The organism is Methylobacterium sp. UNC378MF (genome assembly GCF_900103195.1).
GTDB lineage: Bacteria > Pseudomonadota > Alphaproteobacteria > Rhizobiales > Beijerinckiaceae > Methylobacterium.
Genome location: NZ_FMWU01000007.1, coordinates 116,128 through 139,925, shown reverse-complemented (window position 1 = coordinate 139,925; position 23,798 = coordinate 116,128). Strand labels below are relative to the sequence as shown.

The following is a 23,798-nucleotide window of genomic DNA, read 5'->3' as shown; positions in this document are numbered from 1 at the left end:
GGGAGGACCAGGAGACCGGCATGAGCGCGAGCCAGAACGCCCTGCGCCAGACAGGATCGGAGCCGGCCGCGGCCCTCGAATCCACGTCCCGCTACGACTACATCCGCGACGGCGGCGCGATCTACGCGCGCTCATTCGCGATGATCCGCGCCGAGGCCGCTCTCGGGCGCTGGTCGGGCGCCGCCGAGCGCGTCGTCGTGCGCATGATTCATGCCTGCGGCATGACCGATCTGCCGGCCGACGTGGAAATGGCGCCGGATTTCGCCGACGCCGGTGTCGCGGCCCTTCAGGCCGGCGCCCCCATCCTCTGCGACGTCCGCATGGTCGCCGACGGCGTCACCCGCACGCGGCTGCCCGCCGACAACAAGGTGATCTGCACCCTCGGCGACTCGCGCGTGCCGGATCTCGCCAAGAGCCTCGGCACGACCCGGTCGGCCGCGGCGATGGAACTCTGGCGCGAATACCTCCCGGGCAGCGTCGTGGCGGTGGGCAACGCCCCGACCGCCCTGTTCCGCCTTCTGGAGCTGCTCGATGCCGGCGTGGCGCCTCCCGCCGCGGTGATCGGCATCCCGGTGGGATTCGTCGGCGCGGCGGAATCGAAGGAGGCACTGGCCCGGGACGGCCGCGTGCCGTTCGTGGTCGTGCACGGCCGGCGCGGCGGCAGCGCCATGACAGCCGCGGCGGTCAACGCGCTCGCCAGCGAGGTCGAGTGATGGACGGGTTCGAACGCCTCGACAGCCCGGCCGAGGAAGTACCCGCGGCCGTGGTGACGGGTACGCTCTACGGCGTCGGGATGGGCCCGGGCGATCCTGAACTGCTGACCGTGAAGGCGCAGCGCATCCTGATGCGCGCGCCGGTGCTGGTGCATTTCTGCAAGCGCGGCCGGCGGGGCAATGCCCGCGCCATCGCGGACGCGATCGTCCGCGACCCGGCCCGCGAGATGGCCCTCGCCTATCCCTACACGACCGAGCTTCACCCCGAGCACCCGGATTACGTCGCGGCCCTCGCCGGCTTCTACGACGACGCGGCCGGGCAACTCGCCGATCATCTCGGCGCCGGGCGCGACGTCGCGATCCTGTCCGAGGGCGACCCGTTCTTCTACGGCTCGTTCATGCACCTGTGGCGGCGCCTGAAGGACCACTTCCCCGTTGAGGTGATCCCCGGCGTGACCGGCATGTCGGGCTGCTGGACCCGAGCCGGAACGCCGATCACCTGGGGCGACGACGTCCTCACCGTTTTACCGGCGACCCTGTCGCTCAACGCGCTGACCGAGCGCCTGCGCGGCACCGACGCCGCGGTGGTGATGAAGCTGGGGCGCCATCTCCCGAAGGTGCGCACCGCCTTGTCGGCCGCCGGGCTGCTCGCGCGCGCAGTCTACGTGGAGCGCGGCACGATGGCGGGCGAGCGGGTCGTGATGTTGGCCGACAAGGCCGACGACGACGCGCCCTACTTCTCGATGGTGCTGTTGCCCGGTGAGGGACGGCGGCCTTGAGCGGCAGCCTCACCGTCGTCGGCCTCGGCCCGGGCGACGCGGCGCTGCTGACCGAGTCCGCCCGCCGGGCTTTGGACGCGGCAGAGGACGTCGTCGGCTACTTCCCCTATGTCGCCCGCGTGCCCGAGCGTCCTGGCCTGGTCCGGCACGCGAGCGACAACCGCGTGGAGGTCGACCGGGCTCGTCACGCGCTGCAGCTTGCCGCCTCCGGCCGCCGGGTCGCCGTCGTTTCCGGCGGCGATCCGGGGGTCTTCGCCATGGCGGCCGCGGTGTTCGAGGCGGTGGAGCACGGCGAGCCGGACTGGCGCGACCTCGCGATCATCGTGGAGCCGGGCATCACAGCGATGCTGGCAGCCGCGGCCCGACTCGGCGCGCCGCTCGGCGGAGACTTCTGCGCACTGTCGCTCTCGGACAACCTGAAGCCCTGGCCGGTGGTGACCGCGCGGCTGGAGGCCGTGCTGCGGGCCGATCTGGTGATCGCCCTCTACAATCCGATCTCCACCGCCCGGCCCTGGCAGCTCGGGGCCGCGCTGGAGATCGCGGCTGGGATCCGCGCGCCCGACACCCCGGTGATGTTCGCGCGCGCCATCAGCCGGCCCGACGAGGCGATCCGGGTCGCGCCCCTCGCGGAGGCGCGCGCCGTGCCGGCCGACATGGCCACGATGGTGATCCTGGGCGCCTCGACCACGCGGCTGATCCCGCGCGCGGGCCGGACGCCCTTCGTCTACACCGCCCGCAAGGTTGCGGGACCAGCGTGATCGCCCCTGTCCAGCCAGCGGAGGGCGGCCGCGGCGTCCGGCACGCTCGGTACGTCCGGCTTGCTTGGCCGACGCACCATCACCACGGGAATGCCGAGGCTGCGCGCCGCCGCGATCTTACCGTAGGTCGCCGCGCCGCCGGCATTCTTGCTGACCAAGACCTCGATTCCGCTGGCGCGCATCAGCGCGACCTCGGACGCGATATCGAAGGGTCCGCGGGCCTCCAGCGCGGTGAGATCCGGCACCGCCAGGATCCGGCCCAGAGGCTCCACCGTTCGCGCCAGGTAGGCGTGCTGGGGCGCCGCCGCGAAGGCCCCGGCTTCCTGCCGGCCGACCGTCAGGAACACGCGCCGGGGCTCCGCTCCGAGCGCGGCCACCGCTTCCTCCATCCGGTCGACCTCGATCCACACATCGCCGGGCTCGCGGCTCCAGGCAGGCCTGCGGATTGCGAGGAGCGGCACCTCCGCCGAGGCCGCCGCGCGCGCTGCGTGGCCCGATATCGTCGCGGCGAACGGATGAGTCGCGTCAATCAGGTGGGTGATCGCCTCGGCGCGCAGGTAGCGTGCGAGGCCTTCGGCGCCGCCGAACCCGCCGCTCCGCGTCGGCACGGGCTCGGGCTTCGGCGACGCCGTCCGGCCGGCCAGAGAGAGCATCACGGCGAGGTCCGCCCGACCGGCGAGCGACCGGGACAGGGTGCTCGCCTCGCCGGTCCCGCCGAGGATCAGGATCCGCATCGTGTCGCTGGTCGGGGGCGCCGAGGTCATGGGCGCCTTGTCCATGAGCGCTGAGCCCCTGTCGAGCACTCCCTGGCTGTCGATCGTCGGGATCGGCGAAGACGGCCGGGCCGGGTTGGCGCCGGCCGCCGCCGCCGCGCTCGACGACGCCCATGTGGTCTACGGGGGCCGGCGCCACCTCGCCCTCGCGGGACCGCTCGGCGCAGAGACGCGATCCTGGCCGAGCCCGATCCACGAGGCCTATCCCGAGATCCTCGCGCGGCGCGGCCAGCCAACCTGTATCCTCGCCACCGGCGATCCGTTCCACTACGGCATCGGCGCCGAAATCGCCCGGATGGTGCCGGCGGGCGAGATCCGCGCCTTTCCGCAGCCCTCGGCCTTCAGCCTCGCCTGCGCGCGGCTCGGCTGGCCGCTCGCGGAGTGCGCGCTGGTCACGCTCCATGGGCGCGCGCTGACGCGGATCGTCCCGCATCTCCAGCCGGGGGCGCGGCTGCTCGTTTTGTCCTGGGACGGCACGACGCCCGGCGCGCTCGCCGCCCTGCTGCGAGAGCGGGGCTTCGGCGCGTCGACGCTGACGGTGCTGGAGGCGATGGGCGGGCCGCGCGAGCGCGTCCGCACGGGCCTTGCCGACGCGTTCGACGATGCCGCCATCGATCCGCTGAACACGGTGGCGATCGCGGTGGCGGGTGCCGGCCGCGCCCTGCCCCTCGCGCCGGGCCTCGACGACAACCTGTTCGAGAGTGACGGACAGCTTACTAAGGCCGAGATCCGGGCTCTGACTCTCTCCGCGCTCCGGCCGCATCCAGGCCTACATCTCTGGGATGTGGGTGCAGGCGCAGGTTCGATCGCGATCGAGTGGATGCTGCGCCACCCGAGTCTGCGCGCCACGGCGGTCGAGGGCCGTCCGGACCGGGCCGAGCGTATCCGCCGCAACGCCGAGACTCTGGGGACACCGGACCTCGCCGTCGTCATCGGCGCCGCCCCCGGGGCGCTCGACGGACTGCCGGCGCCGGACGCGGTGTTCATCGGTGGCGGCGTCTCGGAGCCGGGGGTTCTGCCGGCGGTGCTCGCGGCACTCCGGAGTGGCGGGCGCTGCGTCGCCAACGCCGTCACCCTGGAAGGCGAGGCCGCGCTGCTGGCGGCCTTCGCGACGCGGGGCGGCAGCCTGCGCCGCTACGGTGTCGAGCGGGCGAGCCCGGTCGGCGGGATGCATGGCTGGCGCCCCGCCATGGCGGTGACCCAATGGGCCTGGACCAAGCCGTGACCGGGCCGCTGGTCGCAGGGATCGGTTTCCGCCGGGGAACCGACCCCGACGAGATCGCGGCGCTGATCGAGCGGGCGCTTGCGACACTCGGCGCCGAGCGATCGCACCTGACGGCCGTGGCGACCGCGGTCGACCGGGCCTCGGAGCCGGCGATCCGCGCCGCGACGGCGCGGTTCGGCCTGTCGCCTCACCCGGTCTCCCCCGAGGCGCTGGAGGCGCGCGACATGGAGATCGTCACCCGCTCCGCGCGGATCGAGCGCCTGCGCGGGGTCGGCTCGCTGGCCGAGGCGGCGGCCCTCGCCGGCGCAGGCCCCCGGAGCCGCCTCGCTTTGCCTCGGATCGCGAGCGGCGGCGCCACTTGCGCCCTGGCGTTCCGATACGACACGACACGGGAATCATGACCGTTCACTTCATCGGCGCCGGCCCCGGCGCCGCCGACCTGATCACTGTGCGCGGGCGCGACCGCATCGCCGCCTGCCCCGTCTGCCTCTATGCGGGATCGCTCGTCGCCCCCGAGATCCTGGGCTGGTGCCCGCCTGGCGCGCGGATCGTCGACACGGCCCCCCTCGACCTCGACGCCATCGTGGCGGAGATCCGGACGGCGCACGCGGCCGGGCAGGACGTGGCGCGCCTGCATTCCGGCGACCTGTCGATCTGGAGCGCGCTGGCCGAGCAGATGCGCCGGCTCGACGCGCTGGCCATTCCCTACACGGTGACGCCGGGCGTCCCGGCCTTCGCCGCCGCGGCCGCCCTTCTGCGCCGCGAATTGACGGTCCCGGGCGTGGCGCAGAGCGTGGTCCTGACCCGCACGTCGGGGCGCGCGAGCGCCATGCCCGAGCGGGAGACCCTGGCGGCCTACGCGGCCACCGGCGCGACCCTGGCGATCCACCTGTCGATCCACGTGGTCGAGGCGGTCGCAGCGGAACTGATCCCCTTCTACGGCCCGACCTGCCCGGCCGCGGCCGTGTTCCGGGCCTCCTGGCCGGACGAGCGGGCCCTCGTCGGCGATCTCGCCACGCTGCCCGGCCTCGTCGCGGAGGCCGGCCTTGAGCGCACCGCCCTGATCCTGGTCGGACCGGCGCTGGGCGCCGCGGAGTTCCGCGAGAGCGCGCTCTACGCGCCCGACTACGACCGGCGCTACCGGCCCGGCGGCACGGTGGGGTCCCGGTCGTGAGCGCCCCCGGCCTCCTCGTCGCGGCGCCGCGCTCCAGCTCCGGCAAGACGACCGTCGCCCTCGCGCTGATGCGCGCCCTCACCCGGCGCGGCCTGCGGGTGCGGGGCGCGAAATGCGGCCCGGACTACATCGACCCGGCCTTCCATCAGGCCGCGACCGGTCATCCGAGCTTCAACCTCGACAGCTTCGCCATGGCGACGCCGTTCCTCGATGCGCTCGCCGGCGAGACGGCGGCGACCGCCGATCTCGTGATCGCCGAGGGCTCCATGGGGCTGTTCGACGGTGTCCGCGCCGCCGAGAACCGGACGGGGGCGAATGCCGATATCGCGGCGCGCTACGGCTGGCCGGTCGTGCTCGTGGTGGACGTGTCGGGTGCGGCGCAATCGGCCGCCGCCGTGGCGCTGGGCTGCAAGCTCTACGATCCCCGGGTGCAGATCGCCGGGGTCATCCTCAACAAGGTGGCGAGCGCCCGCCATCGGCGCCTCGTGGAGGCCGGGATGGAGCGCGCCGGGCTGCCGGTGCTCGGCGCGCTGATGCGCGACGCGCAGCTGGTCCTGCCCGAACGTCACCTGGGCCTCGTCCAGGCCGGCGAGACTGCCGATCTCGCCGCACGTCTCGACCGCCTCGCCGATCTCGCGGAAGCGGGTATCGACCTCGACGCCGTGACGGCCTGCGCGGGCGGGACCGTGCCGGCCGCTGGCGGCCAGCTGCCGCGGCCGCCCGGGCAGCGCGTGGCGGTCGCCCGGGATGCGGCGTTCAGCTTCCTCTATCCGCATCTGGAGACCGGCTGGCGGATGGCCGGCGCCGAACTCGTCCCCTTCTCGCCGCTCGCCGGCCAGGGGCCGCCGGAGGATTGCGACGTCTGCTGGCTGCCCGGCGGTTATCCCGAACTGCACGCGGGCCGAATCGCCGGTGCCTCCTTATTCCTTGAGGGTCTGCGCAACTTCGCCCGAACACGCCCCGTCCATGGGGAGTGCGGCGGGTACATGGTCCTCGGACAGACGCTGCAGGACGCGGACGGCGTCACCCATGCCATGGCGGGACTCCTGCCGGTGGCGACATCCTATCATCAGCGCAAACTGCATCTCGGCTATCGCGTCGCCCGGCTCTGCGGGTCCAGCATGCTCGGACCGGGCGGCGCGCGGCTCGTCGGGCACGAGTTCCATTATGCCAGCGAACTCTCGCCCAGCGCACCCGAGGCAACGGCCCTTGCCCGCATTTCGGACGCGGAGGGCGCGGATCTCGGATTCGCCGGTCATCGGGTCGGACCCGTAACCGGCAGCTTCTTCCACCTGATCGCGGCGGACCTTCCGTGAGGCGGATCCTGACGGGGGTGCCTCCCGGGCGGCAGGATGATGACCGGTCCGACCGTCAGGCCGGATCGGGCGTCGCTTCGGCCTTGCGATTCTGGGCGACACGCGCGGCGCTGCGGACCAGAGCCAGCACATCGCGGCGCATCTGATCGTCCTCGATCTGCGCGTAGGCACGCAGAAGCTCGATGGCACCATGGGCACTGAGGAAGCCGAACACGTCTTCCTGGGCGTTCTCCCGCGTCTCGCCTTCCTCGAAGAATGCGGAGACCGGAACCTCGAGAAGGCGCGCGATCTCACGCAACCGGCCGGCGCCAACCCGATTCTGACCCTTCTCGTATTTCTGTACCTGCTGGAAGGTCACACCGACCGCATTGCCGAGCGCGGTCTGGCTCAGGCCGCGGGCCTTGCGCAGGGCCGTGATGCGGATACCGACCAGACGATCGACATCCGTCGTCTGCTTCGGCATCGTCGGCCCGGAGGAATCCTTGTCCATGGCGTGGGTTGCATCCTCCTGCGGACGGGGTGTCTTCGCCTCGCTGTCGCGCCGCTTCACCGTCCGCCCCTAAGTCGCATCTCGTGCACGCCAGGTTGCCGGTACTCCGTGCCGCATCCGGCTATAGCCCTGATACCGGCACAAGTGAACCGCGCCGCAGTAGGACACCAAGTTGTCAAGCTTCGCAAGTCGAAGCTTACAGCTTCTAGTTTAACTTCACATATCTTGGCAAGATTGTTGCTGAAATGTCGGCGCCGAGGACTGGGCTGCTTTTGTGGTGCGCCTTGTCGCCGCGCGGGCGTTCCCCTTAGGAACACGGACGCTTGTAGGTTTGGTACTGCGCAGGAGACACGCATGTTCATCGCGATGAATCGATTCAAGGTCGTTAAGGACGCCACGGCGGATTTCGAGGCCGTCTGGCTCGGGCGCGACAGCCACCTCGGGGAGATGCCTGGCTTCGTCGAGTTCCACCTGCTGCGCGGACCCGAGCACGAGGATCACGTCCTGTACGCCTCGCACACGATCTGGCGGTCGCGGGCGGAGTTCGAGGCTTGGACGCGGTCCGAGCAATTCCGCAAGGCCCATGGTCGCGTTCCCTCGACCAAGCCTCTGTATCTCGGCCATCCCCAGTTCGAAGGTTTCGAGACCATCCAGACCGTCGGCGGGACAGCCGACGCCCACCAGGGCGCCGAGTCCGTCTGACGGAATCCCGACCCCGGCCCGGGGGGCTGGGGTCATCACGCACACCCGTCAGGTTGAAACAGCCGGGTTGGATACCCGCCTGAATTGAAACGGTATCGGCGGAAACGGTTCCACACGAAATCTTGCGGCCGTCGGATGCGCCGAACAGTCACTCAGCATTAATCATGTATTGCATCGACCGAAGGCGCGCCCTAGGTCGCACCGTCCCTCCGTAATTGCGATCGTGAACCCGCGAGGCCCGCGGATTGCTCCGGTACCGTCACCAGGCGGCGCCGAAACCTTTCGTGTCTCAGACTGGTACAGAGTCCGACTAAGACGGGACGTTGCGGGTCAGATGTTTCACGATCGGCTTCCGGAGACGTTTCAGGCGCTGCCGGCTTCGGCAGAGCGCCGCCGCAATGTTTGGTCGGCACTGCTGCCGCGCCGCGGTCGCGTACTGGCGCGCATCGCTCTCTCGACGGCGCTCGCCGCCACCGATCTCGCGGCGATCGTGGCGGTGACCCTGGGCCTCGAATTCGCCTACCACGTCGCAACGCAGGACAGCACGGCCTGGGCGGGTGCTCTCCGCGGCCTGCGGCTGGCGGCGCTGCTCGGCCTGGTGATCATCGCCACGAACGTCCTGCGCGAGGAATACAGCCTCGAGACCGTCATGGCGCAGAAGCCGGGCATCCAGCGGGTGGCCTCCCTCTGGCTGGTCGCCTGGGCGGCCGTGCTCGTGGTCAGCTTCATGACCAAGACGACCAACGATTATTCGCGCCTCGTCTCGTTCGGGATCTTCGCCCTCGGCCTGCCGGTTCTGATCGGAGCCCGCACGGCGGTGCGACGCCTGGTGTGGCAGCGGCTCAGCGCCGGATCGACCACGGCGAGCCGGATCCACCTCGTGGGCTACGAGGAGGACATCGCGCGCTTCTACGCCGGCAAGGAAGTCGATCATCTTGGCTCGCGCATCATCGGGACGAGCTATCTGCGGCGGGTGGATCCCGGCGCCGACGTGGCCACCCGGTACGACCAGTTGCAGGAGGATCTCGACCTGGCCGTCTCGGTGGTGCGCTTCCTCCGGCCGGACGACGTGTTCGTCCTCGTCCCCTGGGCCGACACCGCGGAGGTCGAGCGCTGCATCGACGCGTTCCTCCGGGTCCCCTCGGCCCTGCACCTGCGTCCCGGCGCGGTCCTCGACCGCTTCCCCGACCTGCAGGTCGCCCGGGTCGGCGGGGTCTCGGGGATCAATATCGGCCGTCGACCGCTGAACCTCGGCGAGGTCGTGCTGAAGCGGGCTTTCGACCTCGTCGTGGCGGCCATCGCCCTCGTGTCGCTGTCGCCCCTGCTGGTGGCGATCGCCGTGGCCATCAAGCTCGACAGCCCCGGCCCGGTCTTCTTCCGCCAGAAGCGCTACGGCTTCAATCAGCAGCCGTTCGGGGTCTTCAAGTTCCGGTCGATGCGGGCGGACTCGAACGCCGCCTTCCGTCAGGCGACGCGCAACGACAGCCGGATCACCCGGTTCGGCGCGATCCTCCGTCGGACGAATCTCGACGAGCTGCCCCAGCTGATCAACGTCCTGCGCGGAGAGATGTCGCTGGTCGGTCCCCGTCCGCACGCGATGGCGCATGACCGGAGCTTCGAGCGGCGGATCGCCCTCTACGCCCGCCGCCACAATGTGAAGCCGGGGATCACCGGCTGGGCCCAGGTCAACGGCTACCGCGGCGAGACGCACACCGACCTCGCGATGGAGCAGCGCATCGCCTGCGACCTGTACTACATCGACAATTGGTCGATCTGGTTCGACATCCAGATCATGATCCAGACGATCGTCTCGCGCCGCGCCTACCAGAACGCGTTCTAGCAGGCTGCCGGGGACTGGCCGTCGTCCCCATCCTTGCGGGCGCGGCAGCGCCTCAGGGTGCCGGCTTCCGATCGCGGCACGCGCCGCAATCGCCCTCGACCTCCAGGATGCTGTGGGTCGGCGTGAAGCCGGCCCGCTCCAGGGTGCGTCCGAGGCTGCCCTCGACCTCCTCCGACGAGGCCTCGTCGACCCCGCCGCAGGTGCGGCAGATCAGGAAGATCACCCCCTCGCCGGGCGCGTGGCCGTGCGTGCAGGGGATGAAGGCGTTCCGGCTCGCGATCCGGTGGACAAGCCCCTGCTCCATCAGGAAATCGAGGGCCCGGTAGACGGAGACCGGGGCCACGCGCTTGCCCGGCACGCTCAGCCGCTCGGCGATGTCGTAGGCGCCCTGGGCTTTCCCGGCCTCGGCCACGGCCTCCAACACATCCCGGCGCAGCGGCGTGAATTGCAGACCGCGCTCGCGACAGAGGCCCTCGGCCCGCGCGAGCATGTCACCGGTGCCGGCGTGGCACGCGTCGTGACCCTCGTGACGGTGCATGATTGCTCCAGACATGATCCGCAGGTTGTCCCGCGGGTTTGTTACAGTGTATCACCGCCGCCCACGACCGCACCAGTAGCCCCGGTGGTGCCCGCGCCGGTTCAGTGCGCGACGAGGATCCCTTGCCGACCGTTCCCAGCCCGAGACACGTGGCCCGGCATTCGCTGTTCCAGAGCGGGATCGGCCTGCGGCTGGCGCTCGCCGCGACGCTCACGACGCTCGTCTGGCTGACCATCGCCTGGGCGCTTTCGGCATGAGCGGCCGGAATCCGGACCCGATCCGCCTCGTCGGCCTCACTCTCGGATACGACCGGCATCCGGCGGTCCACCATCTCGACGGCGCCGTGCGGGCCGGCGATCTGCTCGCTTTGGTCGGACCGAACGGGGCCGGCAAGTCGACGCTTCTCAAGGGCATGGCCGGAGAGATCCGCTGCCTCGACGGCCGAATCGAGCGCGCGGGCGCCATCGCCTACATGCCGCAGGTGGACGAGATCGACCGAAGCTTTCCGCTCACCGTCATGGATCTCGCCGGGATGGGTCTCTGGCGGCAGGCGGGGGCGTGGCGCAGCCTCGTCCGGCGGCGCCCGGCGGTGGAGGCCGCGCTGGCGGCGGTCGGTCTCGAGGGCTTCGCGGCGCGGCCGATCGGCACCCTGTCGGGCGGCCAGTTCCGGCGGGCCCTGTTCGCGCGGCTGATCCTGCAGGATTGCCCCGTCGTGCTCCTCGACGAGCCGTTCACCGGCATCGACGCGCGGACGGTGGAGGATCTGCTCACCCTGATCCGGACCTGGCACGACGAGGGACGCACGATCGTGGCCGCCCTGCACGACCTCGCGCAGGTCCGCGCGCATTTCCCGTCGACGCTCCTGCTCGCCCGGGAGCCCGTGGCCTGGGGGCCGACCGCGCGGGTTCTCACCGCCGAGAATCTCGCCCGCGCCCGCAACCTGTCCGAGGCCTGGGACGAGGGCGCGGCGATCTGCACCGGACCGCGCGAGCACCCGGCCGTGGCGCATGATCACGGCGCCGCCGCGCATCACCACCACGAGGACGCCGCGTGACCGATCCGTTCGGATCCTTCCTCGCGCCGTTCGTCGAATTCGGCTTCATGCGCCGGGCGCTGGCGGGCTGCCTCGCGCTGTCGGTGTCGGCGCCGCCCATCGGCGTCTTCCTGACCTTGCGCCGCATGAGCCTGATGAGCGACGCGATGAGCCACGCGATCCTGCCGGGAGCCGCGGTCGGCTTCCTGGTCGCCGGCCTGTCCCTGCCGGCGATGACGCTGGGCGGCCTGGTCGCCGGCCTCGCGGTGGCCCTGCTCGCCGGCGCGGTCACCCGGGCGACCACGATCCGGGAGGACGCCAACCTCGCGGCCTTCTACCTCATCTCGCTCGCCGCCGGCGTGCTGCTGGTCTCCCTGCGCGGATCGCAGATCGACCTGATGCACTTCCTGTTCGGCTCGGTCCTGGCGCTCGACGATTCCGCCCTCTGGCTGCTCGGCGGCATCAGCACGCTGACCCTCCTGGCGCTCGCCGTGATCTACCGGCCGCTCGTGATGGAATGCGTAGACCCGCTGTTCCTGCGGAGCGTCAGCCGCAGCGGCGGACCGGTCCACCTCGCCTTCCTGGCGCTCGTGGTGGTCAATCTCGTGGGCGGGTTCCAGGCCCTCGGCACGCTGCTGGCGGTGGGGCTGATGCTGCTGCCCGCGGTGGCGGCCCGGTTCTGGGCCCGGGACCTGGCCGGGCTGATCCCCGTCTCGATGCTGATCGCCGCCATCGCGAGCGTCTCGGGGCTCAGCCTGTCGTACCAGTACGACCTGCCGAGCGGCCCGGCCATCGTGCTGGCGGCGGGGGCGCTCTACGTCGCCTCGATGATGGTCGGCCCGCGCGGCGGGCTGCTGCGCCGCCTCGTGCGGCCGCGCCACCTCGAAGCCTGATCAGGGCTGGTCCTTCAGGGCCGCGAGCCCCTCGCGATAGCTCGGATAGGCGAGCGCCACGCCGAGCTCCTCGCGGATCAGCCGGTTTTGCACGCGCTTGTTCTCGCCGTAGAAGCTGCGCGCCATCGGCGACAGGTCGGCGGTCTCGAAATCGATCGCGGGCGGCAGCGGCAGGCCGGTGAGCGAGGCGGCGTGCTCCGTCACGGTCTGGGGCGCGGTCGGCTCGTCGTCGGTGACGTTGTAGATCGCCCCCGGCCGCGGCCGGTCGACGGAGGCCAGCAGCGTCGTGGCGATGTCGTCGACATGGATGCGGTTGAAGACCTGACCGGCCTTCACGATGCGCTGCGAGCGGCCCTCGCGCAGCTTCACGATCGGGTTGCGCCCGGGCCCGTAGATGCCCGAGAGCCGGAAGACCTGCACGGCTTTGCCCGTCCGCGCGCCGAGCGCCAGCCACGCCGCCTCGGCGTCGAGGCGCACCCTGGACCGGGCGCTGCGCGGATTCGCCGGCGTCGCCTCGTCGATCCAGGCGCCGCCCTGGTCGCCGTAGACGCCGATGGTCGAGAGGTAGCCGATCCAGCCGATCCGGCTCGCCGCGACGGCGTCCGCGTAGCGGGCCAGAACCGGGTCGCCGGCCTCGCCGGGAGGCGCCGAGACGAGGAGCACATCGGTGCGGGCGAGATCCGCCGCGATCCGGGAATCGTCGGCCCCGGGGCCGAAGGCCCGCATGGCGAACCCGGTCTCCGCCGCGATCCGGTCGGCGGCCGCGGCATCCGTGACGGTGGCGCAGACGGTGTCGAAACGCGCCCGTGCCCGCTCGGCGAAACGGCGGCCGGTGAAACCGAGCCCGAAGACGAAGAGATTCATGCGGCGGATGTCTCGCCCGCCGGCGATTCCGTCAAGCCGGCGGCGGCGTGCCACTCGTCGCGGACATGGGAATCGGTTTCGCCGTCGCCGTGCCGCTGCCGGAGTGCGCGCACGGCATCCGGCGCGAGGAGCCGGCCGCAGGCCCAGACGGCCATGCCGCGCACCAGCGGGGACGTGTCGGCGAGCCCCGCAACGGCCGCGCCCGCCAGATCAGGATCGCCGGAATTGCCGATTGCGATCATGACGTTGCGCAGGAACCGGTCGCGCCCGGTGCGCTTCACCGGCGTGCCGGCGAAGAAGGACCGGAAGGCGGCATCGTCGAGGGCCGCCAAATCCGCCAGCGCCGGGGCTGCCAGATCAGCCCGTGCGGCGAGCCGGCTCTCGGCCGCCGTGCGGGCGAACTTGTTCCAGGGACAGACGGCGAGGCAATCGTCGCAGCCGAAGACCCGGTTGCCGATCGCCGGCCGGAACGCCGCGGGGATCGGGCCGGCATGCTCGATCGTGAGATAGGAGATGCAGCGGCGGGCATCGAGCCGGTAGGGCGCCGGGAAGGCGTCGGTCGGGCAGATGTCCAGGCAGGCGCGGCACGAGCCGCAATGGTCGCGCTCCGGCGCGTCTGGCTCGAACTCCGCGCTGGTGTAGATCGCCCCGAGGAGCAGCCAATTGCCGTGCCCGCGGGAAATCAGCACCGTGTGCTTGCCCTGCCAGCCGAGGCCGGCCGCCTCGGCGAGGGTCTTCTCCATGACCGGGGCGGTGTCGCAGAAGACCTTCACGCGCACGTCGCCCTTGGCGGACAGGTAGCCGCCCAATTCCTTCAGCCGGCCCTTCAAAACTTCGTGATAATCCCGCCTCTGCGCGTAGGCGGCGATGGTCCCGCGATCGCGCTGCGCCAGGAGGTCGAGGGGATCGTGGTCGGGCCGGTAGCTCATCGCCACGACCAGGATGCTGCGCAGGCCGGGCCACAACTCCACCGGGCTCGCCCGCTGGTCGGCCCGGTCCGCCATCCAGTCCATGGTGCCGTGCGCGCCCTCGGCGAGCCAGGCCGACAGGCGGCCCGGCAAGTCCGGAAGCCGGTCGGGGCGGGTGACGCGCAGGCCGCAGAATCCGAGGGTCCGGGCCCGGGTCTCGACGAGGCGCCGCAGGTCGGCGCCGTGATAGGTCCGTCGCGCGTTCAGAAATCCAGATCCGCGTAATGGGCGGCCGGCGCCATGCCGGGCACCCGGTCGGCGAGGAGGCCGCGGAACGACGGTCGCGACTTGACCCGTGCGTACCAGTTCCGCGCCATCTCGTCCTCGTCCCAGGGCACGTCGCCCAGGTAGTCGACGCAGGAGAGATGGGCGGCCGCCGCCAGATCGGCATAGGTCAGGTTGTCGCCGGCGATCCAGCGCCGCCGCGCGATCAGGTAGCCGATGTATTTCAGATGGTAGCGCACGTTGGAGCGCGCGGCGCGGATCGCGTTCATGTCGGGGGGGCCGCCGCCCTCATGGGCCGCCATGAAGCGCTTCGAGATCTTCTCGTTGACCAGGTAGGCGGTCACCTCGGACTCGAACTTGACCAGGAACCAGTCGAGCAGGCGCCGCACTTCGACGCGCTCGACGGTGTCCTCGGGCAGCATCCGCCGCCCCGAGAGCCCGAGGCCGCGGGTCTCGTCGAGATACTCGGCGATGACGCCGGCGCCGGGGACGACGAGGCCGTTCTGCTCCAGCAGCACGGGCGTGATGCCCGCCGGATTGATCAGCAGGAAGTCGTCGCGTCGTTCCCAGGGCCGTTCCTCGAACAGCGTCGGCTCCATGCCCATCTCGGCGAGCACGAGACGGATGAATCGGGAATTCGCGCAGAAGGGGAAGTGGTAGAGGGTTGCCATCGAGGCCGTGTGGGACGTTCGGTCTGCCAGCGCGGCCGGTCCCGCGCTCGTCGTGGGCCCTGAAGCGCGGATCTTCGGCGCGCAGGACTTCGGACCGAGCGTTATTGCCGGACCGTTGCCGAGCCCTTAACACGCGCGGCCCGGCCCGGTAACCGCCCGTCAACCCTGATCGGCGAAGTCTCGGGTACAACCATATCGCGTGGCAGGTGGCGGCTCGACGGGGGCCGCCGCGCCCGCGCCACAAGGCGTCACGATGGATCCGGCAAGCATCGGCAAGGCAGTGCTGCTCGCCCTGGTGGAGGGGGCGACCGAGTTCATCCCGGTCTCGTCGACCGGCCACCAGCTGCTGGTCGGCCACTTCATCGGCTTCCACTCGCCCAACAACACCTTCGAGGTGTTGATCCAGCTCGGCGCGATCCTGGCGATCCTGCTGGTGTATTTCCGCCGCCTGCTCGGCATTGCCACGGCGGCGCCGTCCGATCCGAAGGCGCGCCGGTTCGTGCTCGGCATCCTGGTGGCGTTCCTGCCGGCGGCGATCATCGGCGGCCTCTTCTCCAAGCTGATCAAGGCCTACCTGTTCAACCCGTGGATCGTCTGCGCGACCCTGGTGGCCGGCGGCTTGGTGCTCCTCGTCATCGACGACACCGACCTCGAAGTGAAGAAGACCGACGTCTACGACTTCACACTGCCGATGGATCTGAAGATCGGCATCTTCCAGTGCCTGGCGATGATCCCCGGCGTTTCGCGCTCGGGCGCCACGATCGTGGGTGCGATGCTGATGGGCGCCGACAAGCGCTCGGCCACCGAGTTCTCGTTCTACCTCGCGATGCCGACCATGGCGGGCGCCTTCGCCAAGGATTTGCTCGACAACTACAAGTACCTTTCGAGCAACGATGTCGGCCTGATCGTGATCGGCTTCATCGTGTCGTTCGTCTCGGCGCTGTTCGTGGTGCGGGTTCTCCTCGACTACGTCTCCCGCCACGGCTTCTGGCTGTTCGCGTGGTGGCGGATCATCGTCGGCGCTCTGGGCTTCGCCGGACTGATCATCCTGGGCTGAGGCGGGGATCCTCGCCCGAGCGCGCGGACGAATTTGCGCCGCCGCCTTGATCCATCCACGCCGTCGTTCCGGGCCACCGCAGGCAGGCCCGGAATGGCGGCTCGAATTGACGGGTATCCCGCGCTTCGCCTCGGCCGCGACCATTAAAAATCGGTGACGGGCGGCTTGAGCTTTCCTCAACCATCGGGGAATTGCCAGCGGCGGAGCGGCGTGCGAGGCAAACGCACGAAAGCGGTGCAGCAGACGCCGCGTCTGGGACGTTCCGATGGAAGACACACCGCTCGCCGACCTCTTCGAGCCTGCCGACCGGGCGCGCTGGCTCGGCCTCGTCGAAGGCGTCCTGAAGGGTGCCGATTTCGAGAAGCGGCTGGTGTCGCGTACGGCCGACGGCCTGCGGATCGAACCCCTCTATGGACCGGCCGAACCGGTCGCCCAGCCCGTGCGCGCGCCGGGACCCTGGCGGATCGCACAGCGGGTCGACCATCCCGACCTCGCCGTCGCCAATGCCCAGGCGCTCACCGATCTCGAAGGAGGGGCCGACGCCCTGGTGCTGGCTTTCGCGGGCGCGCCGGGGGCCCGCGGCTTCGGCCTGACCGCCGCGAGCGTCGAGGATCTCGACGCGGTGCTGAAGGGCGTGATGCTGCCGCTGATCTCCCTGCGGATCGACGCCGGCGGCCGAGGCCTGGAGGCGGCCCGGCTGATGAGGGCGCTGGCGGAGCGCCGGGGCGAGGATCTCTCGGCCTACGATCTCGATCTCGGCCTCGACCCGGTGGGCGTTCTGGCGGCAACCGGCAGCCTCGGCGCGGTCTGGAAGGAGGTCGCCCCGCGGCTCGCCGGGACCGTTTCGGAGCTGGAGGCTGCGGGCTTCCGCGGTCGGGCGTTCCTGGCCGATGGACGGCCCTATCATGAGGGCGGTGCCGGGGAGGCGGCGGAACTCGGGGCAGTGCTCGCGACCGCGGTCGCCTATCTGCGTGCCCTGGAGGAGGCCGGTCACGACCTGTCGGATGCCCGTGACCGCGTCGCGGTGCTGCTGGCTGCCGATGCCGACGAGTTCGTCACGCTCGCCAAGTTCCGCGCGATGCGGCGGCTCTGGGCCCGGGTCGAGCAGGCCTGCGGACTCGATCCGACGCCGCTGCGTCTCCATGCCGAGACCGCGTGGCGGATGATGACCAAGCGCGACCCGTTCGTGAACATCCTCCGCACCGGCATGGCGGCAGCCTCGGCCGGCATGGGCGGTGCCGACAGCGTCGCGGTCCTGCCCTACACGCAGGCCCTCGGACTGCCCGACGCCTTCGCCCGGCGGGTGGCGCGCAACAGCCAGATCGTGCTCGTCGAGGAATCGCACCTGGCGCGCGTCAGCGACCCAGCGGCGGGCGCCGGCGGCTTCGAGGCCCTGACCGCCCAACTCGCCGAGGCCGGCTGGGCGGCGTTCCAGGCGATCGAGGCCGAGGGCGGCATCGTCGCCTCGCTCAGCGTCGGCAAGCTGCAGCGGCGGATCGAGCTGACCCGCGAGGCCCGGATCAAGGCCGTGGCGACCCGCCGCGAACCGCTCACGGGTGCGAGCGAGTTTCCGAACCTGTCCGAGAAGCCCGTCACCGTCCTCGACGTTCCGCCCATGGCCGGGCCGCACGGGTCCAATTTCGGTGCGGGCTCGGCCGTCGCCTGCGACGCGCTGCCGTCTCAGCGTCTGGCCGAGCCCTACGAGGCCCTGCGGGACGCCTCGGATTCCTGCCTCGCCAAGACCGGCCGCCGGCCGGCAGTGTTCCTGGCCAATCTCGGCCCGGTGGCAGCGTTCAACGCCCGGGCGACATTCGCGGCCAATGCCTTCGCGGCGGGTGGCCTCGAAGCGCTGTCGAACGACGGCTTTGCCGATGCCGAGGCCGCGGCCGCGGCCTTCCGGGAATCCGGCGCCAGCCTGGCCTGCATCTGCTCGACCGATGCGATCTACGCCGAGCGCGCCGTCGCGACGGCGGAAGCCTTGGCGAAGGCGGGCGCCGGACCGATCTACCTCGCCGGCAAGCCCGCGGACCTCTCCGAGCCGCTGAAACAGGCGGGAGTGGCCGCCTTCCTGCATGTCGGTTGCGACCTGCTTGCCCTGCTCAACGCGGCTTTGCGCGCGGCCATTCGGACGCCCTCGTCGCGCTGAAGGGGCTTATCTTCGCGGATACGCCGCAGCCTGTACCCGCATGACGTCTCGCCTCGCTCTCGCACTGTTCCTCATAGGCACGATCCCGGCCGCCGCCGCACCGCGCCCATCCGCCCTGCCCGACCGGTTCGACGGCACCTGGAGCGTCGAGATCATCACCGAGACGGGAGGCTGCGACCGCGCCTATCGTTACCCCGTGCGGATCGAGCACGGGCGGGCGCGCTTCATCGGGACCGCCTTCGTGGTCGAGGGCGGCGTGGCGCGGAACGGCGCGATCCGGGGCTCCATCTCGAACGGCGCCACCACCGCCGACGTGCGCGGGCGCCTGGGTTTGGACGGGTTCGGAGCCGGAACCTGGGTCGCGTCCGGCGCCCTCGCCTGCCGGGGATATTGGAACGCCGAGCGGCGCGGCTGAGGCGGCGTGTGGCCGTCGCGAAACGGTCCGGATCTCGCCCTGAATCGGGCACGTGAACCGTGCCGCCAGCCCCGATCCCGACGCAATCATGAGCGAGACCTGAATGCGGTTCGGACACCCGACGAGGCCGCCCGTATGAAGACTTCGATCCTCGCCACCTTCACCGTCCTCGCACTCGTGTCGGCTGCTCAGGCGCGCCCTCACCGGCTTCCGGCTGCCCCGAAGGTGAATGCGGCGGAGGCCGAGAAGGTACTGGCGCCGCTGCGGCAGGCCGCAACCGCGTGTTTCGCCGACACGGTGCTGTCGAACCCGAAGGCCACCGCCGAGGCGCGCGCCGGCCACTGGTACGAGGCCGTCGGCATCACGGGCTTCCTGTGCCGCCCGGAGGTCGCCGCAATGATCCAGACCCATGACCGCCTCTTCGGGGCGAAGACGGGCGAGCGCTATTTCAAGGGCGCCTACGTCAAGCATCTCGATCAGCAGCTCGCCGAGCGGCTGCAGCCGATGTTCGCCCGCAAGGCCGTCGCCAGCGCCGAGCCGCCGGTCGAGAAGGCCTCCGCGGAGGATTCGGCCGAAGGCAACTGAACGGACATCGTCCGGGCCGGCAGCGCCCTTTCCGACGCGGCGACGGCGATGCCCTACGAACTCCATTACTGGCCGATGATACAGGGGCGCGGCGAGTTCGTCCGCCTAGCCCTTGAGGAAGCCGGCGCCGACTACATCGACGTCGCCCGCCAGGATGACGACGCCGGCGGCATCGGACCGATGCTCGAGCGCCTGTCCGATCCGGCCAATCCGCGGCCGCCGCTGGCACCGCCCTTCCTGCGCGATGGCGATCTTGTCGTCGGGCAGAGCGCCGCGATCCTGCTCTATCTCGGGCCGCGACTTGGCCTCGTCGGCGCATCGGAGCGCGACCGGATCTGGACCCACCAGCTTCAGCTCACCGTAGCGGACGCGGTCGACGAGGCGCACGACACGCACCATCCGATCGGCGTTGGCCAGTATTACGCAGACCAGAAGCCCGAGGCGCTCCGCCGCGCGGCGGAGTTCCGGACCGAGCGCATCCCCAGGTTCCTCGGCTATTTCGAGCGCGTGCTGGCGGCCAATGGCGGCCGCCGCCTCGTCGGCGCGGATCTGTCCTACGCCGACCTGTCGCTGTTCCAGCTCGTCGACGGCCTGCTTTACGCCTTCCCCAAGACCACTGCCGCGGTCCTGCGGAGAAACCCGCAGGTGGCGCGGCTCCACGAGACCGTCGCGCAGCGCCCGCGCCTTGCCGCCTATCTCGCCAGCGACCGCCGGATCCCGTTCAACGAGGACGGCATCTTCCGGCGCTATCCGGAACTCGATCCCTGAGTCGCGGACCGGGCCTCACCGCCGCGGCCCGGCGATCAGGATCGCCGCGAGCACCAGCGCGACGACCCCCAGCGCCAGCGACAGCAGGCGCCAGAACAGCAGCGGATCGCGCTCCAGCAGCGAGGCCCGCCGCCCGTCCGTGAAGGCCGGATTGGGATGGCGCAGATCGTGGACGAAGGCGGACAGTGCCGCGTAGCGCCGCGTCGGATCGGGATGGACGGCCTTGCGAAGCGCCCCATCGACCCAGACCGGCAAAAGCGGACGCACCGTGAGAGCCGACGCGTAGCGCAGCCGCCGCTGCGCCGCGCGCGTGCGTGCCCGGGGCACGGCATCGCCGTAGGGCAGCCGTCCGGTCAGCATCTGGTAGGTCATCACGCCGACCGCGAAGATGTCGGACCCGGCGGTGGCCGGGGCGCCGAGGAAACACTCGGGCGCCGTGTACTGCACCGTGCCGAGGATCTCCGCCGGGTCGATCCGCGCATCGCCCTCGATCACGCCGGCGACCTGGGTGGCGCCGAAATCGATGATCTGGACGGTCCCGGCCGGGTCGATCAGGACATTGTCGGGCCGCAGATCCTGGTGAACCATCTCCCGCCGGTGGAACGCCTGCACGCCGCGGGCGAGCTGCTCGATGAGGCCCCGCACCGTCTCCAGTTCAGGCGCCGCATGGTCGCGCATCCATTGGGTCAGGGTCTGGCCCTCGACGTAGCGCATGACCGTGTAGAGGTGGCTGCGGCGGCCGACCTGGGGATGGGCCTTGAGCACGTGGGGATTGTCGATCCGCCGCGCGATCCACTCCTCCATCACGAAGCGCTTCCGCTGGGCCGGATCGTCCCGCAGGTCCAGGGACAGCACCTTCAGGGCGACCTGGGCGCCGGTCTCCGCCTCGACCGCCAGGTAGACACGGCTGCGCGGACCGGAATGCAGGATCCGCAGCAGCCGGAAGCCGTCGAGCTCGGCGGGCGGATCGAGGAGCGGCGCGGGGTCCAGCCCATCGGCCTCGCCGAGGAGGTCCGCCGGCTCGCCTGCCGGCACGGTTTCCACCCGCACGATCTGGATCGTCAGGTTGTCCGGACTCCCGGCCGCCAGGGCCGCCTCGACGATCGCCCGTGCGGCCGCGTCCAGGGTCTCGGCCTGTGCGATCGCCGCCACCACGTCGCGGGGCCGGACATGCTCGTGCACGCCGTCGGTCGTCAGCACGAAGGTGTCGCCGGCCTGGATGCCGACGGCGTGATAATCGATCTCCACGCGGGCCTGCGCCCCGAGGGCGCGGCCGAGATAGGATTCGACCGTGGAGACCACCACGCGGTGGTCCTCGGTGAGCTGTTCGAGGGACCGCCCCGACACCCGCCAGATCCGGGCATCACCGACGTGGAAGAGGTGGGCCACGCGCGATTTCAGCACGAGGGCGTCGAAGGTGGTGACGTAGCCGCGGTCGGCGTCGTTCGGATCGGCGCCGCGCCGGGTCTGGGCGTAGAGCCAGGAATTCGCCGCCGCGATCACGCGCTGCGCCGAGGTCTTCACCGACCACGTGTCCGGCGTGGCGTAGTAGTCGCTGAGGAAGCTCTTGACCGCGGTCTCGCTCGCGGCCGCGCCCGCCGCGCTGCTGCTGATCCCGTCGGCGAGCGCCACCGCGATCCCCTTCAGGCCCAGGGCCGGCTGGACGGGGACCAGCGTGCCGTTGAAATCCTGGTTGGCCGCCTTGCGACCGGCGCTGCTGTGCTGGCCGATCGTGACGGTGAGGTCGCCCAGGCCCTGCGCCCCGGCGCTCAAGCGGCGGCCGCCGCGCTGTCGCCCCGTCCCCGGTACGACAGCGCCTCGGCGAGGTGGAACCGGCGCACCTGCGCCTCGCCGTCGAGATCGGCCAGGGTCCGGGCGACGCGCAGCGTCCGGTGAAAGCCGCGGGCGGACAGGCGCATGCTCTCGGCCGCCTGCCGGATCAGCGCCGTGCCGTCGGCATCGGGGCTCGCGACGTCCGAGATCAGCGTGGCCGGACAGGTCGCGTTGGTGGTGGAATCCGGCAGCCCGCGCGCCGCGTACCGCGCACCCTGAAGCGACCGTGCCGCTGCCACCCGGGCGGCCGCCTCGCGGGAACCCTCCGCGGGCGCCGGCAGGATCAGGTCGGCGGCGGTGACCGCCGGCACCTCAAGGCGCAGGTCGATGCGGTCGAGCATCGGGCCCGAGATACGGGCCTGATATTGCGCCATGCAGCGGGCGTTCGGCCCGCGCCGGCAGGCATAGCCCGGCTCGAGACCCTGGCCGCAGCGGCAGGGATTCATCGCCGCGACCAGCTGGAAGCGCGCCGGGTAGGTGATCCGGTGGTTGGCGCGGGCGATCATCACCGCGCCCGATTCCATCGGCTGGCGCAGGCTGTCGAGCACCTGGGGGGCGAATTCCGGCAGCTCGTCCAGGAACAGCACGCCGCCATGGGCGAGGGAGACCTCGCCGGGTCGCGCCCCAAGGCCGCCGCCGACCAGAGCCGCCATCGAGGCGGAATGGTGCGGCTGCCGGAACGGCCGACGGTTCGAGAGGGCGCCGTCCTTCAGCTCGCCGGCCACCGACTGGATCATGGAGATGTCGAGCAATTCGCGCGGCGTCAGCGGCGGCAGGATCGAGGGCAGCCGCGCCGCGAGCATGGATTTGCCGGAGCCCGGCGGCCCGTTCATCAGGAGGTTGTGGCCGCCGGCCGCCGCGATCTCCAGGGCGCGCTTGGCGCCCTCCTGGCCCTTGATGTCGGAAAGGTCCGGTAGCGGCCCGACCGACGCGGCCACGGCGGGCTCCGGCCGGGCCATGACCTGGCTGCCCTTGAAGTGGTTGGCGAGTTGGATCAGCGAGCGCGGCGCGAGCACGTCGAGGTCGCCCCCGGCCCAGGCCGCCTCCGGACCTGTGGCGGCCGGGCAGATGAGTCCGAGACCCCGGGCACCGGCCGCCATGGCGGCCGGCAGCACGCCGCTGACTGCCGTGATGCCGCCGTCGAGGGCGAGTTCCCCGAGCACGCAATAGCCGGCCAGCGCGTCGGGTGGGATCGCGCCGATCGCCGCCATGACGCCGAGCGCGATCGGAAGGTCGAAATGCGAGCCTTCCTTGGGAAGATCGGCGGGTGCGAGGTTCACGGTGATGCGCTTGGCCGGGAGGGCCAGCCCGGAGGCGATCAGCGCGCCGCGGACTCGCTCGCGGGATTCTGCCACCGCCTTGTCGGGCAGGCCCACCACGGTGAACACCACCGAGCCGGGGATGATCTGGACCTGCACGTCCACCGCCCGCGCCTCGATGCCCTCGAAGGCCACGGTAGCGACGCGGGTGACCATCGGTGCAGTGTCCTCGCCGGCGCGTTCCGGTACGGCCAAGATGTGCGGCAGATTCGAGGGAGGCTCAAGGGCATCGCTCCGATGGAACCACGGTGCTGCCGGCCTGTTCACAGCCGGAAACAATGGCCAGACCGGAGACAGCCATGCGCCTGACCACATCCCTGCTCGCCCTGACCTTGGTCGCCGGCACCGGTCTCTCCGCCCGCGCCGACGAGAAGCTTCCGCCCGATCAGCAGGCCAAGGTCGAGGCCCTGCTCAAGCAGGAGGGCTTCACCAAGTGGAAGGAGATCGAACTGGACGACGGCATGATCGAGGTCGACGACGCGGTCGACGCCAGCGGCAAGCAGTTCGACCTGAAGCTCGATCCCAAGTCCCTGGCCATCGTGAAGCGCAAGGCGGATTAGGCGGCGCTTGCGTTCGGGCCAAGGCCCGGCCATATAGCCGGCGGGGGGTTGGCGAGGGACGTTTCACTCGCCAACCGGGTCAGGTCCGGAAGGAAGCAGCCCTAACGAGACCGAGCGGGTCTTCGTCCAGCCTCCCACCTCATTCCACGGCGC

Annotated in this window: 25 protein-coding genes and 1 other RNA gene; 18 read left to right on the top strand and 8 right to left on the bottom strand. The window is 71.1% G+C overall.

Annotated elements, in window-relative coordinates; translation table 11 throughout:
* Nucleotides 1-20 precede the first annotated feature (20 nt).
* From BLT59_RS09485 to cobJ, 3 genes are read left to right on the top strand one after another with little or no spacing between them, the layout of a single operon-like run.
* The gene (locus tag BLT59_RS09485) at nt 21-713 is read left to right on the top strand and encodes a precorrin-8X methylmutase (RefSeq protein ID WP_280141045.1); all 693 of its coding nucleotides are present in this window, start codon (nt 21-23) and stop codon (nt 711-713) included.
* A complete protein-coding gene (locus BLT59_RS09480; RefSeq protein WP_091778787.1) occupies nt 713-1,492 on the top strand; it encodes a precorrin-2 C(20)-methyltransferase in 780 nt (259 codons plus the stop codon). Before BLT59_RS09485 ends, BLT59_RS09480 begins: the two co-directional genes overlap by 1 nt.
* Nucleotides 1,489-2,250: a precorrin-3B C(17)-methyltransferase gene (gene cobJ, locus BLT59_RS09475; RefSeq protein WP_091778785.1), complete on the top strand. Its 762-nt coding sequence runs from the start codon at nt 1,489-1,491 to the stop codon at nt 2,248-2,250. Before BLT59_RS09480 ends, cobJ begins: the two co-directional genes overlap by 4 nt.
* On the opposite strand, the gene BLT59_RS09470 is transcribed toward cobJ, so the two are convergent.
* A complete protein-coding gene (locus BLT59_RS09470) occupies nt 2,217-3,014 on the bottom strand; it encodes a cobalt-precorrin-6A reductase (RefSeq protein WP_244513914.1) in 798 nt (265 codons plus the stop codon). The genes cobJ and BLT59_RS09470 overlap by 34 nt on opposite strands.
* A gap of 13 nt (nt 3,015-3,027) precedes the next feature.
* On the opposite strand from BLT59_RS09470, the gene cbiE reads away from it, so the two are divergent.
* From cbiE to BLT59_RS09450, 4 genes are read left to right on the top strand one after another with little or no spacing between them, the layout of a single operon-like run.
* Nucleotides 3,028-4,248, top strand: a complete 1,221-nt coding sequence (cbiE, locus tag BLT59_RS09465) for a precorrin-6y C5,15-methyltransferase (decarboxylating) subunit CbiE (protein ID WP_091778781.1) — start codon at nt 3,028-3,030, stop codon at nt 4,246-4,248.
* Nucleotides 4,227-4,649 carry a cobalamin biosynthesis protein gene (locus BLT59_RS09460; protein WP_091778779.1) on the top strand — a complete coding sequence of 141 codons (423 nt, stop codon included), beginning with the start codon at nt 4,227-4,229 and terminating at the stop codon, nt 4,647-4,649. The genes cbiE and BLT59_RS09460 overlap by 22 nt, the downstream gene beginning before the upstream one ends.
* Nucleotides 4,646-5,422: a precorrin-4 C(11)-methyltransferase gene (cobM, locus tag BLT59_RS09455; protein ID WP_091778777.1), complete on the top strand. Its 777-nt coding sequence runs from the start codon at nt 4,646-4,648 to the stop codon at nt 5,420-5,422. Before BLT59_RS09460 ends, cobM begins: the two co-directional genes overlap by 4 nt.
* Nucleotides 5,419-6,738, top strand: a complete 1,320-nt coding sequence (locus BLT59_RS09450; protein WP_091778775.1) for a cobyrinic acid a,c-diamide synthase CobB — start codon at nt 5,419-5,421, stop codon at nt 6,736-6,738. Before cobM ends, BLT59_RS09450 begins: the two co-directional genes overlap by 4 nt.
* A gap of 55 nt (nt 6,739-6,793) precedes the next feature.
* Here BLT59_RS09450 and BLT59_RS09445 read toward each other — a convergent pair whose 3' ends face one another.
* On the bottom strand, nt 6,794-7,228 hold the full coding sequence (locus BLT59_RS09445) for a helix-turn-helix domain-containing protein (RefSeq protein ID WP_091778773.1): 435 nt from the start codon (nt 7,226-7,228) through the stop codon (nt 6,794-6,796).
* 354 nt (nt 7,229-7,582) lie between these two features.
* On the opposite strand from BLT59_RS09445, the gene BLT59_RS09440 reads away from it, so the two are divergent.
* Both BLT59_RS09440 and BLT59_RS09435 read left to right on the top strand, forming a co-directional pair.
* Nucleotides 7,583-7,930 (top strand): heme-degrading protein HmuQ, encoded by a 348-nt coding sequence (locus BLT59_RS09440; RefSeq protein WP_091778771.1) that lies wholly within the window; start codon nt 7,583-7,585, stop codon nt 7,928-7,930.
* 334 nt (nt 7,931-8,264) lie between these two features.
* Complete coding sequence (locus BLT59_RS09435) at nt 8,265-9,770, top strand: undecaprenyl-phosphate glucose phosphotransferase (protein WP_091778769.1); 1,506 nt, start codon at nt 8,265-8,267, stop codon at nt 9,768-9,770.
* A 52-nt stretch (nt 9,771-9,822) separates the two neighbouring features.
* Here the strand turns inward: BLT59_RS09435 and BLT59_RS09430 are convergent, their stop codons facing one another.
* A complete protein-coding gene (locus tag BLT59_RS09430; protein ID WP_091778767.1) occupies nt 9,823-10,308 on the bottom strand; it encodes a transcriptional repressor in 486 nt (161 codons plus the stop codon).
* Between the two features lie 253 nt (nt 10,309-10,561).
* Here BLT59_RS09430 and BLT59_RS09425 point away from each other — a divergent pair, with 253 nt between their 5' ends.
* Both BLT59_RS09425 and BLT59_RS09420 read left to right on the top strand, forming a co-directional pair.
* Entirely contained in the window at nt 10,562-11,362 is an 801-nt protein-coding gene (locus tag BLT59_RS09425) for a metal ABC transporter ATP-binding protein (protein ID WP_091778765.1), read from the top strand.
* 47 nt (nt 11,363-11,409) lie between these two features.
* Nucleotides 11,410-12,234: a metal ABC transporter permease gene (locus BLT59_RS09420; protein WP_091778937.1), complete on the top strand. Its 825-nt coding sequence runs from the start codon at nt 11,410-11,412 to the stop codon at nt 12,232-12,234.
* Here the strand turns inward: BLT59_RS09420 and BLT59_RS09415 are convergent, their stop codons facing one another.
* The 3 genes from BLT59_RS09415 to BLT59_RS09405 are packed head-to-tail and all read right to left on the bottom strand — an operon-like array spanning nt 12,235 to nt 14,962.
* Nucleotides 12,235-13,098, bottom strand: a complete 864-nt coding sequence (locus tag BLT59_RS09415; RefSeq protein WP_091778762.1) for an SDR family oxidoreductase — start codon at nt 13,096-13,098, stop codon at nt 12,235-12,237.
* A complete protein-coding gene (gene queG / locus BLT59_RS09410; RefSeq protein WP_091778760.1) occupies nt 13,095-14,240 on the bottom strand; it encodes a tRNA epoxyqueuosine(34) reductase QueG in 1,146 nt (381 codons plus the stop codon). The genes BLT59_RS09415 and queG overlap by 4 nt, the downstream gene beginning before the upstream one ends.
* 29 nt (nt 14,241-14,269) lie before the next feature.
* A complete protein-coding gene (locus tag BLT59_RS09405) occupies nt 14,270-14,962 on the bottom strand; it encodes a glutathione S-transferase family protein (protein ID WP_091778758.1) in 693 nt (230 codons plus the stop codon).
* Nucleotides 14,963-15,215: 253 nt separating this feature from the next.
* On the opposite strand from BLT59_RS09405, the gene BLT59_RS09400 reads away from it, so the two are divergent.
* From BLT59_RS09400 to BLT59_RS09380, 5 genes are all read left to right on the top strand, one after another.
* Entirely contained in the window at nt 15,216-16,019 is an 804-nt protein-coding gene (locus tag BLT59_RS09400) for an undecaprenyl-diphosphate phosphatase (protein WP_091778756.1), read from the top strand.
* Between the two features lie 265 nt (nt 16,020-16,284).
* A complete protein-coding gene (locus BLT59_RS09395) occupies nt 16,285-18,165 on the top strand; it encodes a methylmalonyl-CoA mutase subunit beta (RefSeq protein ID WP_091778754.1) in 1,881 nt (626 codons plus the stop codon).
* Between the two features lie 40 nt (nt 18,166-18,205).
* Nucleotides 18,206-18,580, top strand: coding sequence for a hypothetical protein (locus BLT59_RS09390; protein ID WP_091778752.1), 375 nt, complete (start codon nt 18,206-18,208; stop codon nt 18,578-18,580).
* Nucleotides 18,581-18,715: 135 nt separating this feature from the next.
* Nucleotides 18,716-19,165, top strand: a complete 450-nt coding sequence (locus tag BLT59_RS09385; protein WP_091778750.1) for a hypothetical protein — start codon at nt 18,716-18,718, stop codon at nt 19,163-19,165.
* A gap of 48 nt (nt 19,166-19,213) precedes the next feature.
* Nucleotides 19,214-19,933 carry a glutathione S-transferase gene (locus BLT59_RS09380; RefSeq protein ID WP_091778748.1) on the top strand — a complete coding sequence of 240 codons (720 nt, stop codon included), beginning with the start codon at nt 19,214-19,216 and terminating at the stop codon, nt 19,931-19,933.
* A 15-nt stretch (nt 19,934-19,948) separates the two neighbouring features.
* Here the strand turns inward: BLT59_RS09380 and BLT59_RS09375 are convergent, their stop codons facing one another.
* A complete protein-coding gene (locus BLT59_RS09375) occupies nt 19,949-21,706 on the bottom strand; it encodes a bifunctional protein-serine/threonine kinase/phosphatase (RefSeq protein WP_091778746.1) in 1,758 nt (585 codons plus the stop codon).
* Entirely contained in the window at nt 21,703-23,241 is a 1,539-nt protein-coding gene (locus BLT59_RS09370; protein ID WP_091778744.1) for a YifB family Mg chelatase-like AAA ATPase, read from the bottom strand. The genes BLT59_RS09375 and BLT59_RS09370 overlap by 4 nt, the downstream gene beginning before the upstream one ends.
* 143 nt (nt 23,242-23,384) lie before the next feature.
* On the opposite strand from BLT59_RS09370, the gene BLT59_RS09365 reads away from it, so the two are divergent.
* Both BLT59_RS09365 and ffs read left to right on the top strand, forming a co-directional pair.
* Nucleotides 23,385-23,645, top strand: coding sequence for a PepSY domain-containing protein (locus BLT59_RS09365; RefSeq protein WP_091778742.1), 261 nt, complete (start codon nt 23,385-23,387; stop codon nt 23,643-23,645).
* Between the two features lie 41 nt (nt 23,646-23,686).
* An RNA gene (gene ffs / locus BLT59_RS09360) (signal recognition particle sRNA small type) lies at nt 23,687-23,785 on the top strand.
* Nucleotides 23,786-23,798: the final 13 nt, after the last annotated feature.

What these genes read in the sequence shown, in the direction of transcription:
- BLT59_RS09485 (WP_280141045.1), top strand. Translation starts at nt 21, where the DNA reads ATGAGCGCGAGCCAGAACGCCCTGCGCCAGACAGGATCGGAGCCGGCC.
- BLT59_RS09480 (WP_091778787.1), top strand. Translation starts at nt 713, where the DNA reads ATGGACGGGTTCGAACGCCTCGACAGCCCGGCCGAGGAAGTACCCGCG.
- BLT59_RS09470 (WP_244513914.1), bottom strand. Translation starts at nt 3,014, where the DNA reads ATGACCTCGGCGCCCCCGACCAGCGACACGATGCGGATCCTGATCCTC.
- cbiE (WP_091778781.1), top strand. Translation starts at nt 3,028, where the DNA reads ATGAGCGCTGAGCCCCTGTCGAGCACTCCCTGGCTGTCGATCGTCGGG.
- BLT59_RS09460 (WP_091778779.1), top strand. Translation starts at nt 4,227, where the DNA reads ATGGGCCTGGACCAAGCCGTGACCGGGCCGCTGGTCGCAGGGATCGGT.
- cobM (WP_091778777.1), top strand. Translation starts at nt 4,646, where the DNA reads ATGACCGTTCACTTCATCGGCGCCGGCCCCGGCGCCGCCGACCTGATC.
- BLT59_RS09445 (WP_091778773.1), bottom strand. Translation starts at nt 7,228, where the DNA reads ATGGACAAGGATTCCTCCGGGCCGACGATGCCGAAGCAGACGACGGAT.
- BLT59_RS09440 (WP_091778771.1), top strand. Translation starts at nt 7,583, where the DNA reads ATGTTCATCGCGATGAATCGATTCAAGGTCGTTAAGGACGCCACGGCG.
- BLT59_RS09435 (WP_091778769.1), top strand. Translation starts at nt 8,265, where the DNA reads ATGTTTCACGATCGGCTTCCGGAGACGTTTCAGGCGCTGCCGGCTTCG.
- BLT59_RS09430 (WP_091778767.1), bottom strand. Translation starts at nt 10,308, where the DNA reads ATGCACCGTCACGAGGGTCACGACGCGTGCCACGCCGGCACCGGTGAC.
- BLT59_RS09425 (WP_091778765.1), top strand. Translation starts at nt 10,562, where the DNA reads ATGAGCGGCCGGAATCCGGACCCGATCCGCCTCGTCGGCCTCACTCTC.
- BLT59_RS09420 (WP_091778937.1), top strand. Translation starts at nt 11,410, where the DNA reads ATGCGCCGGGCGCTGGCGGGCTGCCTCGCGCTGTCGGTGTCGGCGCCG.
- BLT59_RS09415 (WP_091778762.1), bottom strand. Translation starts at nt 13,098, where the DNA reads ATGAATCTCTTCGTCTTCGGGCTCGGTTTCACCGGCCGCCGTTTCGCC.
- BLT59_RS09405 (WP_091778758.1), bottom strand. Translation starts at nt 14,962, where the DNA reads ATGGCAACCCTCTACCACTTCCCCTTCTGCGCGAATTCCCGATTCATC.
- BLT59_RS09400 (WP_091778756.1), top strand. Translation starts at nt 15,216, where the DNA reads ATGGATCCGGCAAGCATCGGCAAGGCAGTGCTGCTCGCCCTGGTGGAG.
- BLT59_RS09395 (WP_091778754.1), top strand. Translation starts at nt 16,285, where the DNA reads ATGGAAGACACACCGCTCGCCGACCTCTTCGAGCCTGCCGACCGGGCG.
- BLT59_RS09390 (WP_091778752.1), top strand. Translation starts at nt 18,206, where the DNA reads ATGACGTCTCGCCTCGCTCTCGCACTGTTCCTCATAGGCACGATCCCG.
- BLT59_RS09385 (WP_091778750.1), top strand. Translation starts at nt 18,716, where the DNA reads ATGAAGACTTCGATCCTCGCCACCTTCACCGTCCTCGCACTCGTGTCG.
- BLT59_RS09380 (WP_091778748.1), top strand. Translation starts at nt 19,214, where the DNA reads ATGCCCTACGAACTCCATTACTGGCCGATGATACAGGGGCGCGGCGAG.
- BLT59_RS09370 (WP_091778744.1), bottom strand. Translation starts at nt 23,241, where the DNA reads ATGGTCACCCGCGTCGCTACCGTGGCCTTCGAGGGCATCGAGGCGCGG.
- BLT59_RS09365 (WP_091778742.1), top strand. Translation starts at nt 23,385, where the DNA reads ATGCGCCTGACCACATCCCTGCTCGCCCTGACCTTGGTCGCCGGCACC.